Annotated in this window: 5 protein-coding genes and 2 pseudogenes; 3 read left to right on the forward strand and 4 right to left on the reverse strand. The window is 41.7% G+C overall.

Annotated features, from left to right (window positions below; genetic code table 11):
- Positions 1-30 precede the first annotated feature (30 nt).
- Positions 31-549, reverse strand: a complete 519-nt coding sequence (locus tag BCU07_RS11865) for an Hcp family type VI secretion system effector (protein WP_012600867.1) — start codon at positions 547-549, stop codon at positions 31-33.
- A 454-nt stretch (positions 550-1,003) separates the two neighbouring features.
- On the opposite strand from BCU07_RS11865, the gene tssH reads away from it, so the two are divergent.
- The 3 genes and pseudogenes from tssH to BCU07_RS11880 all read left to right on the forward strand — a co-directional run.
- A complete protein-coding gene (tssH, locus tag BCU07_RS11870) occupies positions 1,004-3,697 on the forward strand; it encodes a type VI secretion system ATPase TssH (RefSeq protein ID WP_372123695.1) in 2,694 nt (897 codons plus the stop codon).
- Positions 3,684-5,064: pseudogene (locus tag BCU07_RS11875) on the forward strand (sigma 54-interacting transcriptional regulator); the annotation flags it as partial. The gene tssH and the pseudogene BCU07_RS11875, both read left to right, overlap by 14 nt.
- 83 nt (positions 5,065-5,147) lie before the next feature.
- Positions 5,148-5,312 (forward strand): annotated as a pseudogene (locus tag BCU07_RS11880) (helix-turn-helix domain-containing protein); the annotation flags it as partial.
- Between the two features lie 82 nt (positions 5,313-5,394).
- On the opposite strand, the gene BCU07_RS11885 reads toward BCU07_RS11880, so the two are convergent.
- The 3 genes from BCU07_RS11885 to BCU07_RS11895 all read right to left on the reverse strand — a co-directional run bounded on the left by BCU07_RS11885 (position 5,395) and on the right by BCU07_RS11895 (position 13,106).
- Complete coding sequence (locus BCU07_RS11885) at positions 5,395-10,149, reverse strand: OmpA family protein (protein WP_102429065.1); 4,755 nt, start codon at positions 10,147-10,149, stop codon at positions 5,395-5,397.
- On the reverse strand, positions 10,146-11,285 hold the full coding sequence (locus tag BCU07_RS11890) for a Tricorn protease domain-containing protein (RefSeq protein ID WP_102429066.1): 1,140 nt from the start codon (positions 11,283-11,285) through the stop codon (positions 10,146-10,148). Before BCU07_RS11890 ends, BCU07_RS11885 begins: the two co-directional genes overlap by 4 nt.
- A gap of 81 nt (positions 11,286-11,366) precedes the next feature.
- Complete coding sequence (locus BCU07_RS11895; protein ID WP_102429067.1) at positions 11,367-13,106, reverse strand: hypothetical protein; 1,740 nt, start codon at positions 13,104-13,106, stop codon at positions 11,367-11,369.
- Between the last annotated feature and the right edge of the window lie 788 nt (positions 13,107-13,894).

Here is a 13,894-nt window from a genome sequence, read left to right on the forward strand (position 1 = left end):
TGTTGACCCTTTGTTTTTCACGAAAAGCGATTAAGCTTCGCGTGGAGCACGCCAGTCATCATTACCAGCAGTACCACAGTTTTCGTGAGTTACTTCGATTGCACGGTAAGTCAGCTTAAGTACTTCTTCAGTTACACGATCTGAAGTTGCAGCGTCTTGACAGTGATTCATACGAGTTTGAATATCTACAAGTAGTGCATCAATTAACTTGATTGAGTAGTAGTGCTCTTGCTTACCTTGTACTGAAGTACGGTAAAAACGGATTACACACTCAGGAAGCTTTTCGCCAGACACTAATGCGTTGAATAACAGAGGTGAACAACGGTCTTGTACTTTAGTTACTACTACCGGACGGTGAACACGTTGACCTGTTGGCTGACCACTTTGTGGGTCACGTGGAACTGTTAGTACGTGATCAAGTTCTTGAACTAGGAACTCATCAACGTGAGCTTCTTGCCAAGTGTTACCTACAGAATCTGCAGAGTAAGTATCTTTAGTAATGTGACCTTGAGTTTCACCATTGATAGACATATATGCTGGAGTTGGCATCGATATTTCCTTTTTAAAATTTATAATTCATTAATTCACCAAATCGCTTATCACCGCGACTGATTAAGCTAATACAAACATCATGCCAACTTTATAAAACCAATAAATACAGATAGTTACAATAAATTATCCGTTATAAATATTATATTTAACAACAATTTGTTGTTTAGAAAAACGATTTATTGAACGTGGATACTAATAAATTGAATTTAAAAAACAAAGGCAAAATAACTATCTCGAAGATTAGAAATAAAGTCAAAAAAACTAGTAATTAAATCATAACGCCTAGACTATTTATTATTTTGAACGGGATTTTAAATATTAGTCAGATAAAAAGCCAAAACAAACAATAAAAGTAACCAATAAACAATAGTAAATTCATCACCGAATAAAAAACCAGTTATCAATTTTAGTATAATTGCTGCATCCCATATACATAACTAATAGAACTAAAATGATAAATATAAACCTTTCCTCTTTAATACAACGTCTGCACCCTATTGTAAAAGTCGCTTTAGAGGACGCCGCTGCATTAGCCGTATCGGAAAAAGCCAATGAAGTGCAAATTGAACACTATCTATTAAGCTTATTAGAAAGGCCAAATAGTGATTTTGATATCTTATTAAGTCATTTCGATTGCTCAGAGACCATTTTAAGGCAATCCATTCGTTCGACTTTAGATACCAACACAACAGGCAACGGCAGCAAGCCCGTTTTTTCTTCGCTTTTAATAGAATGGCTTCAAGAAAGTTGGTTGGTCTCATCTTTAGATCTATCCGAAACTCAGATTCGCTCTGGCGCCCTACTTCTTACACTCGTGAGTAACCCACTACGCTATGGTCAGCACGGCTACGCTTCAATCTTAGACGGTGTAAACCCAGATACCTTAAAGCGTAACTTTTCTGAACTCACAACAAACTCACTAGAATCTTTAGCAACGACATCAGAAAAAACCGATGCACGTGAAGATGGTTCGGCATTAAGTAAATTCACCACCGACTTTACCGGCAAAGCAAGAAAGGGCGAGATCGACCCAGTATTCTGCCGTGATCAGGAAATCCGACAAATAATCGACATATTGGCGCGACGCAGAAAAAATAACCCAATCGCCGTAGGTGAGCCGGGAGTTGGTAAAACAGCGGTGGTAGAGGGTCTTGCATTAAAAATTACCGAAGGAGATGTGCCAGACTGCCTCAAAGGTGTTGAACTATACGGCCTAGACATGGGCTTACTTCAAGCAGGAGCGAGTGTAAAAGGTGAGTTTGAAAAACGCCTTAACGCAGTACTAGATGAAGTGAAGAATTCACCGACTCCAATCATTTTATTTATAGATGAAGCTCACACGCTAGTTGGTGGAGGCAATCAAGCTGGAGGCAGTGATGCTGCCAACCTACTTAAACCCGCTCTAGCACGTGGTGAAGTAAAAACAATTGCTGCCACCACATGGTCTGAATACAAGAAATATTTCGAAAAAGATCCAGCTCTGGCGCGCCGTTTCCAACTAGTAAAACTCGATGAGCCATCAGCTAGTCAAGCCGCATTGATCATCCGAGGCTTAAGACCAGCCTATGAAAAATCACATAACGTGTACGTACGTGACGACGCAATCACTGCCGCAGCAAACTTAGCTGATCGTTACATCACTGGACGCCAACTGCCAGATAAAGCAATCGACGTGTTAGATACGGCTTGTGCTCGCGTCAATATTAGCCTTAATGCAACACCGGCACCTGTCCAAACATTGCATCAAGAAATTGCGGCTGCGAACCGCGAACTCGAAGCTCTTGAGCGTGACCAACTGCAGCAAACCGGTGACAAACACAGCGCCGCTTTAATTCCTGATCTAAAAGAGAAGATTGAAAAGGCCACCGAAGAACAAGCTACCCTTCAAGTTCAATGGAAGAAAGAACAATCTCTTATTCAAGAAATCATTGAACTGCGTAGCCATCTTTATAGCCTTACTACTCCTTCGACTGAAGAAGACAGCGCTCCTATAGCTGACAATACGGTTCAAGATGATGACGCACTAACAAGTGACAAACCAAATTGTCATGAATATTCTGAAGAGCAGACTCGCGAAGCTATTCAATCTTGTAACGAACGTTTAGATAACGTGCGCGGTACCAATCCACTCGTTCACTATGAAGTGGGTCCCGACGAAATTAGTCATGTAATTTCTGATTGGACAGGCATCCCTATTGGTAAGATGCTTCAAGATGAGTCGCAAGCAACCTTAAACTTGAAACAAAACCTAATCCAAAACATTAAAGGCCAAGAATTTGCCATTGATGCGCTTGCTGAAGGTATTCAAACCGCAAAAGCGGGATTAGGTAACCCAGATGCACCAACGGGTGTTTTCTTATTGGTTGGCCCAAGTGGTGTAGGTAAAACAGAAACCGCTCGCGCTATCGCTGATCAGATGTTTGGTGGTGAACGCTTCATGACAACCATCAACATGTCTGAGTTCCAAGAGAAACACACGGTTTCTCGTCTTATTGGTTCTCCTCCTGGCTATGTTGGTTTTGGTGAAGGCGGTATGCTGACCGAAGCAGTTCGTCAGCGCCCTTACTCTGTTGTTCTTTTAGATGAAGTTGAAAAAGCAGATCCAGAAGTACTCAACCTGTTCTACCAAGTGTTCGACAAAGGCACGCTAAATGATGGCGAAGGTCGTACCATCGACTTCAAAAATACACTCATCATCATGACAAGTAACCTTGCGACACATGAGATTGAGTCTTTGGTTCACCAAGCGAAAGACATTGATGCCAATATCGTCGCTGAAGCCATTCGCCCAACGTTGAATCAACACTTCAAGCCAGCCTTGTTGGCTCGTATGTCCGTGTTGCCATTCCTTCCTCTTTCAGACGCAGCAATGACTGATATCATCCATCATAAACTGAAGAAAGTGTCTGAGCGCCTGCAAAGCCACCACAAACTGGCACTTTGCTATGGTGATAACTTAGTGGAATTCGTATTAAGCAACTGCCGCCTTGCGGAGACGGGAGCTCGAAATATTGATGCCGTTATTAACCGTCAACTATTGCCGCAGCTTTCGACTCAACTACTGGTGAATGACAAGGATGATTCACATACTCAAATTGACGTTTCTGTGGACGAGCAAGGAACTCTAACCTATGCGTTCAGCTAACCATAGTGAGCTTAGTAACGCCCTACTTGCGATCAGCCAATCTCTGGCTGATCGCAGCCAGTTAGCTCAAACTTTGGATGCCGTTCTCACAGCAGCAAGGCAAATGACTTTCGCGAAACATGGCATCATTTACGTGCTTGACCAAACCGGTCAAGCCTTGATTCCAAGTACCGCGCATCACCATGAAAAAGTCATCGCCTCACATCCTTGGGAGCCACTGCAGTTAGACACAGTAAGTGAAGCCGACCCATTCAACTTCGCCGTACGTAACGGCGAAGTTGTCTTGATCAATGAGCTATACACTTACAATGGTTATGACTGTGAAGGCATCTATCAAACCGAGCAAACATTAGGTCTAAAAAGCAATAACTTACTTGCTTGGCCATTGATTGATGATGAAAGCAAAACTATTGGATTGTTGGTTTTGCTTGATTTAAGCGTTATCGATAACGAAACCGCACTTACCGAGTTTTGCCGAATGGCGGCAAGTAATATTCGCCATGCCATTTGGTTAGAGCAATATGGTCAAGTGATTAAGAGTTTAAGCGCCGATAACCAAGCGTTGGTTCGTGAAAATACTCAGCTAAAGAAACGGACAAAGAAAACCTATCAAGGTCCGATCGCTGAAAGTGAAGAGATGGTCAATGTATTGAGCCGACTTGATAAGGTGCTCTCTTTGCCTGTCGACGTCTTACTTAGAGGCGAGACGGGTGCGGGTAAAGAAGTCATTGCAAAATACATTCACGAAAACTCGAATCGTTCTGACCAAGCATTAATCGTTCAGAACTGTGCCGCAATTCCTGAACAACTTCTAGAATCCGAACTTTTCGGGCACAGAAAGGGCTCATTTACCGGTGCAGACAAGGACAAAGTTGGCTTATTTGAAGCAGCAAACGGTGGAACCCTGTTCCTAGATGAGATTGGCGATATGCCAATGCTACTTCAAGCTAAACTTCTACGTGTGCTACAAGAACGTAAAGTTCGCCCTGTAGGCGCCAGCAGAGAGATTGAAGTGGATGTTAGAGTCATTGCCGCGACGCACTGTAACTTAATGCAGCAGATTAAAGACGGAGGCTTTAGGGCCGATTTATTCTACCGCTTGAACGTATTTCCCATCACCTTACCACCTCTGAGATCCAGACAAGCGGACATTATCCCACTCGCCGAGCACTTTGTGCAGCAAACCACGACGATGTTAGGGTTGCCTCAATCACCAGGATTGAGTGCTAATGTGAGAAACCAACTACTTACTTACACCTACCCCGGTAACGTGCGCGAGCTTAAGAACATCATCGAGCGCTCGGTTCTGCTTTCCGATTTCGAAACCATTACTCAGATTGAGTTTGGTGAACAGATCCCTGAAGAGATAGAACACCATCACGTTATTACTCCAGTTACATCGGCAGTTCAGCCCACGTTTGAACCTGAACTTCTAGGAGATGACGATGTCGCAGTTGGCCTAAAAGAGGTCGTCAGCCAATACGAACGTACCGTAATTATTGACTGCTTAAACTCTTGTAATTGGCACACGAAACGAGCGGCAGAGCAACTGTCACTGCCGTTAAGTACGCTCAATCACAAGATGAAGAAATACGATATTTCTGCGGCGGGCTGAGCTCCGTGGATGAGCACACTGAGCAGATCGATTAATTAAGTTCTGATTGATAATAAAAACCGCCCGAAGGCGGTTTTTATTACTATATTGGATTATCTAATGACTTTTCTAAAGGCTTAGGAGCTTGAGTGACTGCTGGTTGTTTCTCTATCCAGTGTTTCAGCCATTCTTTCCGTTCCGTGTCGTCATACTGTTTCCACGTTTCCGAAGCTGACTTATCCACACCATTTTTTGTTGGTTCTTTATAAATAAGCCATGGCATATCACTAAAGAAATTACCGGCCAGAGCTTTATCTGAGCTTAAAGACGGTAATGACACAACGACGTCTCTTCCTTTGTCATAATCATGTGTACCATCTACTTCAACTTGGTTTAAATGAGCTACGGACAGTTCAAGGTTTGCTTTACCTCCGATGACTCCTCCAAATGGCCTTAAACCTTTTAGCTGTGCGCCCGTTGGAGCAACATAACCCAAATCAAACTTCATGCAATAAACGGTATAGCCTTTACTTTTTTGCAAATCATTCTCTTTATCTAAGCTAGCCACAGCTTGATCAATAAAGATTTTCATCGCATTGATCTCACTACGATTCTTTTCTGACGATGATTTCGTCAATTCCCAAGAGCCATTATCACAAAAAAACTCACCAATATGGTACATGTCTGAAAAGTACCGAGGACCCTTAACCAACTTTCCTTTATTACCTTCTAGTCCAAGTTGAATAGACATATTCACTGAGTCCCAGTCCATTCGTGTCGATTCGTACGCATCTTTATTGTGAGTATCACCCAATAACAAAACGTAAATACTCGCTAGGTCTTCTTGTCCTTTGTTACCCCATGAAAACCCATCGCGTCGAATATTGTGAGCTGAGTTAATCCATTCCTTACTTTGGAAGAAGTTAAGTCCTGAAGATTGAGTTTCGATTGCGACGACTTGTTGCTTTATCCCTTTGATGACTGGAATAGAGTTCTTCTTACTCTTAGCATTCATTAAGGTAAAGCTCTCGACCATAAGATCTTTCTCACGCAAAAGTAGCGCCTTCTCACCGAGATGAGTGTCAAGCAACACTAACTTCGTTTCGGTACTCAACACTCCAATTTTTAACTCATCTGGCAAGTCGTCAAAGTCTTTACCTTGTATGTAATCCACAGGTAGGTAGAAATTGACATCCCCTTTCTTTTTGCTAATCGATAGGCTGTAACGCATGTTTTGAAAGCCGCCGCCTTTTACATAGCGCTTAAATGAATCGGTTTCAGAAAAATAATCACTTGGGTTCCCAGCTTTTGCACTTCCAGAAGCAGCAAGACTAAAGATCGCGTCAGTAAATAGTAGCTTAGACTTTGATGTCATCGGCTTCATACCATCAATCATCACACTACCGAACCGATAGGATGGGCAATGGTCGATTGCAATCAATGTTGAATCTTCATTGACACCTTGTTGTTTATAAAACTTAGCAATTTCACCATTTGGGTCAACTTCAAAATCAGCGACCCTTTTAGGTAACATCCAATCTCTGAAAGCGGGGCCATTTATGTTTTCAAGACCGTCTACTCGGTTATAACCTATGGTCACTTCCTGAGCGTATTTATGCTCTTTGGTTAGCACTATCTGAACTTTAACTTTATCGTACGGCCCTATATGACCATTATCTGATTGTTTGATCCAACTATCATAAGGTAACCAATCGGGCTTATCTGATTCTTTAAAGCGCGCCGATTTAATTAAAATGCGACAGAACCCTATCGCTTCTTTTTTTAGTTCACTGTCTTGTGGGTTAAATGCCTGAGTAAAGTTTTCAAACATGCTTTCTTCTGGGTGTTCAAATAGCATCGTTTGAACAGGGAAAACTCGATTAAAAGCCCCTGAAGCTTTATTGTTATCCCCAACTTGATACCAAGAGTAAGCATTCATCCTGCTGTTCTCAGAGATTGGTGCTGGCCAATATTGTGAAGCCGCAGGCATTTTTTCAGCCAACGCGTCATAAAATTGATTTTCACACTGGTTCTTCCAATTGGCAGCCATAGTGTTTCCTTTAATCGTATGGACTGACCAATCATCTCCTAGAATGTAACGCTCAATATAGTCTTTTACTTTATAACGCTTCACCAAAGACTCAAATGACACCAATGAATCGGCATGCGCTTTAACACCAAGATCGGCGAGTAGTAAAACCAAACCATTGATTGACAAAGCTCTAAGCTGGTAGCGCTTTAGCAATTCCTTTCTAGATTCTTCACTCTCGAAGTGAGCAACAAGCTCTTTGTAGGAATTGATTTCCTTCCTTTCTAAAGCAATATTACTTTTGCGTAGTTCTTTAAGTAACTCAATATGAATATTGGATAATCGTTCCAATTCACGCTTCACATTATGCTTTTCACTCAGCTCATTCAACAAGGAATCCAGTAGCGCATGGTCGATCATTTTGACAGCTGAAATGGCCGCTTTTGTTCCTTCTTTAGCTACAATTACCCCACGAGCAACCGGAGCAACGACAGGCACATAAGAAGCGACATCAACCAAACTATCGAATACCGCCATCCGTAATTCGGCTTCAAGTGTATCTTCTGTGCTCATCGCGATTTCAAGCGCTAAACGTGAACGCTCCATTGCTTGTGAGCCATAACGGCTAGGATGAAAATACACATCGAAAGATTGCATATATATGCGTATGACTACTCGTCGGTTCTGTTTTAAGTTTGGATTATTACGGTCAATTTTTTCGCCTTCGGCTGGAACATAGATAGGTCGGCTTTCCCCAAACGCCTCTACTGAAATTCGGTCTTTAAAAACAGAAGATACCTTTAGAAGAAGAGTTTTTGCATTTTCCGCTCGATCTGCCGCTACCTGCATATTTTTTTCAGCGGTATCGACTTGGCATGCATGCCCTTCGACCTCCACCCTTAAATTTGATTCCGCTTCTAACACCTCCGCAAGTGCAGAACCTAGCTCCATGAACACAGTTTCATTTTCTTTTAGTTCAGTTTCTTTAGAATTAAATTCAAATTTAATTCCAATCCCTGCACCGCGAGAATCATTCACCATGTACGCTGTGATTTGTTCTTTAGACTTCTCGCGCGCCTTTTCTAGAGCCTGATCAATCTTATCCTCTTGAGCAGTGTTTCTAGTTTTCCAAACAGGGATATGTTTTAGATAATCATCAGCGACCTCACCAGTCGCCTTGTCTGCCGTTTTTACTTTTTTGCCCTGCTTTAATACCGCCTTGGCTTTGTTAACTAAGTCGATGCCACTGGTCACTGTGCCAAACGCATTAACCCCAATCGATGTGCCCCCAGTAAGCCACGCTTCAGCGACTCGCCCTGCCACCACTTTTCGGTTACCCATAGCGGCTTCCATTGCCGTGGAAAATGCATTGGCTTGTAGGTTCGGTGTATTAAGCACTTTTGCATGAAAAAGTGCTTTCCACCCTAAACTTGCTGTTTGAGGAGAATGTAATTCACGCAGTGTATCCAGGGCAGCTTTAGTGCTATAAATACCATAGTAAAGCTCTCCAGCGGCTTTCATCGCCGGTGGCATATCTGTTTTCACAGCATCCCAATAGAGTTTCGAGACATTATTAAACACAGCTTGCCGACCATCACTATCTAAGGTGTCTTGCAGGCTACCACTCATCAGCCCCGCACCTAATTGTGCAGACACATCTCGGATATTCTTAAGTAACGTTAAACTTCTAGAAGCTGGTGTATTGGCTGCTGCTCCTTGTGCATTACCATGAAGGTAGTGCTTCATGTTGCTGAAATACTGCGGGTATTGATAAATCAAAGACTCTTCTAGGGAAATCATATCGCCACTGACAATAGCGAATTTACCTAATGGCGTGCTAGAAGAAAATGAGATATGTTCACGTAATTCGTATGTGTAAGCAGTATCTAAACCATCGGCATACTGCTCAATATTGGCGTTCTTCACAAAATCAGTAATCGGTTTATCCATTTGACTTGGTATAAATTCTACCCGAATACTGTACAGCCCTTCGTCAAATATTGCTGGATCGATATGAAACATTGCGCAAGGATATTGGTTTTGATCAATATTCTCTGCCTTTTTGGGCAGCACAGCTTGAACTGTATCCCCAACTTTCTCATACTTACCTTCGTTGGTTCCTTTACCATTCCCAACTTTAAACTTATACAAACTAACTGAAGCGTTTAAATACCCTTCATCCGAAAAAACGATTGCACAGCTAGAAACAACAGGTAGAACAAAGCCCTTAAGTGGTTGCTTGAGAGCACGAACTTCTTCATACCACTTGTTGTATGCTGCTTTCTCTTCGCTCAGCTGACCGTTAGCATCTTCTTGATAAGGATCTGCCAATTGATCTGTGCTGACCTCAGTTAGTGTAAGTTGAACTTCGCTGTTATCCAACTGACCACTAAGCTTTGCAATTTCTACAGCCAACTCTTTAGGCGATAGCTCTGCAAGTGAGGCAATAAGTGGCAATGACGGGAAACGAAAATTGAAAGTTTGTTCATCCCCTTTTGGTAAGTCTTTGCCTAAAGAATGAATAGGGCATTCTGGAGAAAGCACTTCAAACACCCCATTTTTATCCGGCTTTCCATTACCCAGTGAGCATAATTTAAACTCTTGGTTGGTCGCCCAAAGTGCTGGGTTATCGCTATTGGTTAGGTTAAGCATTGGCACTTTAGCTAACGGGCGAATATGTGTGACATTTTCACCAATCAAACTAGCTTTAGAGTGCCATGTAGGGTAGATTTTATCGCGGTTTTCATCTTCTTCGGGCTTGAAGTACGCGCCAAACAAATAGTAATTTGCATTTAATGGGATAACACTACAAGTATCACCGATGCTCATAATTGCTCCTCCTTCACAAAATCACCATTATTGGCAAACGCATTGTAAAGAGAAGATAGATCTGCACTATGCCCGCTATTTGTCTGCTTCCACTTTAAATAAGGACCAAAATGTTTTTCTTCAGTTAGTTTACTAACAACAACACGAGCAGCGCCTTCATGAATATAATTCGCATCTTTGCCCAAAATTTCAAAATAGCGAAACTTACCTACAGCTCGCGGAACGATTTCTTCCGATTGGAAGGATTTGTTTTTTACATCGATCAAATAGCGATGTGTTCGAGTTTCAGCCCAAGCATATCGTCCCGTTGGGCTAATTGACTTATTGCGAAACTCTTTAGCTTCCAAGTCACCTCCTCTCTCAGTCGGAGCGAAAGAGTAAAGCCATTCATTCGTTTCTTCTTCATACACCGCTACACCGTAAGCAACGACAACTGTACGCTTTCCGCCGTATATAGTTGAATACTCATTAAACTTTACGTCTGTCTCTTCTTTCTGACCTGTCGTTAAGGTGTATTTCCAGCCTTCAAATTTATCAACGTAGTAGAGATAACTGCTGTCCTCCGCCCAAAGGAATTCTGGATAACCGCGAGAGCGACCTAGCTCGATATACTCGCCCGTCTTGAGATCTTTAATGACCTTAAACATCCCTTCTTCGGCGGAATACGCCAGAGCTAAGTAGCGATTGTTTGGAGACATCCGCATTAACCGAACCATACCGCCAAATTCATCTGCGACTAAACGTAAGTCAGTACCATCCGTTTTGACACTCCATACTTTGTCTCCTATCTCATAGAGATCTTTCGAGTCACCTCGTCCATTATCCCAACGGAACAACACTCTAGGTAAATCATAGGAATCTTGGTTGCTAAGGTCCTCTCGTGGCCACTCTTTAGCTTTTCGAATGGTATATTTAGGTTTGTCCGTTTCTTTATCATAAATAACGTAATTATTTTCGGTAATGTAAACGCGACCATCATCCCACTGCTGTGCATTTTTTGCCGCAACAGGATCATCTTCAACGGTCTGAGGCTTCACCGCCTGCTGTTGATCAGGTACTGTTGGTTCTACTGATTCGTTGTTGCATCCTGACAATATCATCAACGCAATCAGGCTTAAGCTATGACGTAGTTTCATTCATTATTCTCTTTATTATTAGGAGTATTTGTATTTAGGTTAAGCAAATACATAACACTCTTGTTGTAATGGCATTGACCGCTATTCGCTCGACTTATAAGCCAATAAGTCGGCAATTGGTGTCTGGCGAATTATAACGGTTTGGTTATCACGGTTTTGCCTGCTGTTACCCAAATAGCCACGCACTAGATCGACCTCTTCAACTTCAACTGGCCAGCCAGAGAAGCTAATTAACCTAGCCCCTTTGTCTGTTTTTGCACACTGACGAAACGATACACGTTGTGACCAATCACCATCGCACTGCTTGAGCTCAAAATAATCGTCCGACTCGTCCAAAGTTACGTAGCCTGGATATTCAAAAACAAGCTCTACAAGTTTGTTCAAATAAACAGCGGCCACATTTTGGTTTAGTTGACTTTGAAGCACGGCGTATTCACCCTGCTTGTTACTCGCAGCGTTTGGCAAAACAGATAGCAATCGAGTTGCCCCTTCTCCAGTTTTAAAGCTTTGTTCACTACTATATGCCTCAAGGCCAACCAGTTTTGTCGCTTGAGCGCCAGGATCCGACGCTAGCTGAGATAACTGACTGTTACTTAGCTGATTCGAACTGTAAAACATATACACATCTTGGGGTTCGCCTTGAACTTTGTATGGCACCCAGATATGGGGCAATGAGTAACCTTTTGCTTCCCTTCCCTCAGTACTCCCATCGACAGGACTCAAAAAAGTTTCAACTTTCATCGATATTGGTGGTTGATACTCAGTCAAAACTATTTCAATTTCTTCTTCAACTAGATTGAATATGCGAGCCTCACCTGAGCCATTTAACATACCTTTACTTACGATTTCACCGTTTTGTAACACCTTAAAGGGTTCATAAGTATGTATAGCCCCTGTATCAGAGTCCTCTATATGTATATCGGCATGCCTTCTCGGCCTAGAGTCGGTGGAAGCAACATTAATATCGGTATCTGAAAAGTAACCATTTTTTTCAATGACTAATTCACGCCATATTTCATTGTTCCAAACGACATATACAAATCCAAAGCCGAACATTTCGGACGACTTATCAGAATGATCACCAGTAGGGAAATGTAGTGGGACAACAGGCACCAGTAAATTATCCCATTCGTCCATTTGACTTTCTTTATCGACGGGTTGTAGGTCTTCAGCCAATTTCAATAAAATTGGTTGTGGTCGGTCTTTACAAGGAATTTTGATATAGAGCGTTTTCCCCTCTACTTCAAGATCTTTAAATGTCGCTAGGCTTCGGTGTTTATTCTCTCGATCGGGCTTACCTACGGTGACTTTTTCTTTTTGAACATCAGTTTTACCCAACATCAAACATGCCGCATTGCTTGACCACTGGCCAGCAAACTCAACGACGATTTTATGCTCTGGGGAAGGTTCAACCGGCGAGAAGCTGTAGTGACGTGCCAAAGGTACATCATCGACAACTTGCTGGTAGTTGGCTTTGTGAACACGCTCTCCAGTGCCCTTACTTACCCTGTCGACATGTAACTTCAGCCGAGGGAAGCTTGCTAGTTGCTTACTCGTTAGTGGACTACGTCTCACATTGGATGAAAGACAAACCCAGTTCGCTTTTACAAGTTCTACTCGAATAGCATTGAGCAGGCTGTGGACATTTTTTTTAGCCGACGCAGTAATCTGCTGAACCAGAGTGCTTGGTAACTGAGCCAAGATGTTTTTAGGGGTACGCGCACGCGAAAATAGCCCGATACACTCATCCGGTGTTAAGACATATTGAAGGTCGTTCGTACTGAGAGACGAACTAGATATAAATTTGCAAACTAAGTGCATTTGGATTCTCCACAACCTACAGGTATATATAGTTGCGGTGATAACTAAGCTGATAAGGCTTAAAAAACGATTTGGTTAAATAAATTCTACGCGTAATGGTTATAAATTTCAATAGATTAGAAGGAGTATCGTCAAAAACCATAACACTAGCAATAAAGCTAATTAAACAGGATAAATAGTCATTTCGTCTGACCAACTAAAAAGGCAAATTAATTTGAACGGATGTCACATAATAATCATTTCATTGCGTACTTAAGTAAATACTAACTAGACCAAACACACATATCTGGTGGAAGCATTTCATCGATTTAGAAAGTTATATTAAGCATTTTCTCATCTGTAAAAGAGAAAAAAAGTGGGAATAAATTCCCACATAAACTTAGCCAATATAAATAGGATTTATTTTGGAACACTAAATTGGCTTAAAAGGGTGGTACTAAAGTACCAAAATGCAGAACACCACATCAAATAACGATGTGATATAAACACTATATATATTATGCATTTAATATCAAGATGGCACTTTTATAGAGATAACACCAAAAACTACTATGCAAAATATCTATGCAATTGCCATTCTGATTGCATCACCAGTTATATTAGTTATCTGACTGAAAATATGACTAAATAATGAGACAGGAAAAACAAAATAATTTTAATTTCAATGACTCAGCATCACTAAACTAATCAATATTGGGCACTGGTATACAATAATTTTCTTAATAAAATTGAGGGTAATAAAAATGATTAAGTCCACTGTGCATAATCAAATTCCTACAACCTGAGAT

Source organism: Vibrio sp. 10N.261.54.E10 (assembly GCF_002877735.2).
Lineage (GTDB): Bacteria > Pseudomonadota > Gammaproteobacteria > Enterobacterales > Vibrionaceae > Vibrio > Vibrio crassostreae_C.

Coding starts and splice junctions, on each gene's coding strand:
- tssH (WP_372123695.1), top strand. CDS start 1,004: ATGATAAATATAAACCTTTCCTCTTTAATACAACGTCTGCACCCTATT.
- BCU07_RS11895 (WP_102429067.1), bottom strand. CDS start 13,106: ATGCACTTAGTTTGCAAATTTATATCTAGTTCGTCTCTCAGTACGAAC.
- BCU07_RS11890 (WP_102429066.1), bottom strand. CDS start 11,285: ATGAAACTACGTCATAGCTTAAGCCTGATTGCGTTGATGATATTGTCA.
- BCU07_RS11885 (WP_102429065.1), bottom strand. CDS start 10,149: ATGAGCATCGGTGATACTTGTAGTGTTATCCCATTAAATGCAAATTAC.
- BCU07_RS11865 (WP_012600867.1), bottom strand. CDS start 549: ATGCCAACTCCAGCATATATGTCTATCAATGGTGAAACTCAAGGTCAC.